1 protein-coding gene and 1 pseudogene are annotated in these 709 nt (G+C 43.6%); both read left to right on the plus strand.

The genetic code is table 11. From position 1 onward, the window contains the following. Positions 1 to 319, plus strand: a pseudogene (locus R7Z77_RS25590) (lipoprotein NlpI); the annotation flags it as partial. 96 nt (positions 320 to 415) lie between these two features. Further along, positions 416 to 709, plus strand: a 294-nt coding sequence (locus tag R7Z77_RS25595) for a MarR family transcriptional regulator (protein ID WP_318137081.1), incomplete at its 3' end; no start/stop codon positions are given.

Raw genomic sequence — 709 nt, forward strand, 5'->3', positions numbered from 1 at the left:
ATGGGGTTGGGTGTTAGTCGCTCTTATGCTACGCGATGTTTCTGATGAAGCGGCTCTTGCTGCGATTATGGATGGAACGCGAGAAAACTATCGCCTTGCTCAGCGATTGACGGAAACCTATTTTTATCTCGGTAAACGTCATCAATTGGAAGGTGACATCGCCAGCGCGATTTCGTTGTATAAGCTCGCCATTTCGTTGAATGTGTACGAGTATGTTGAGCATCGTTACTCTTTCTTGGAGTTAGCACAAATTTATGACCAACTTCAGCAAGATAGGTTGGCCAAGCTAAAAGCCGCCGAGCAACAAGAACAACAATAATGATAAAGCCGCTTCCATAAGCGGCTTTTTTACGCTTGATGATTGAGATAACTCGCTTTAGAATAGTTAGCCTTGCTAACTAATTGGTGAATCTTTATGGCTTTAGAAGAGAGTTTGATCGATTTGGAGCGTTTTTGCGCCAAAGCTTGGCGTGTTTACGCTAAAGAAGATCCATTGTCTCATCTTAGCTTTAACGAATTTGATTACTTACGCGTAATTCAGGTGTTTCCTGAAGGCGTTCGTATTACTGATCTTGCCGACGAGTTACAGGTAACCAAACCTTCTGCCTCCAATATGGTGGTGCGTTTAGAAAAGAAAGGGTTAGTGAAGCGTATTGCTTGCAATGAAGATGCTCGCGCAAAGCGTGTCTTATTGACGGAAGAGGTCGCT

It is taken from the genome of Vibrio sp. 1401, from assembly GCF_033340295.1.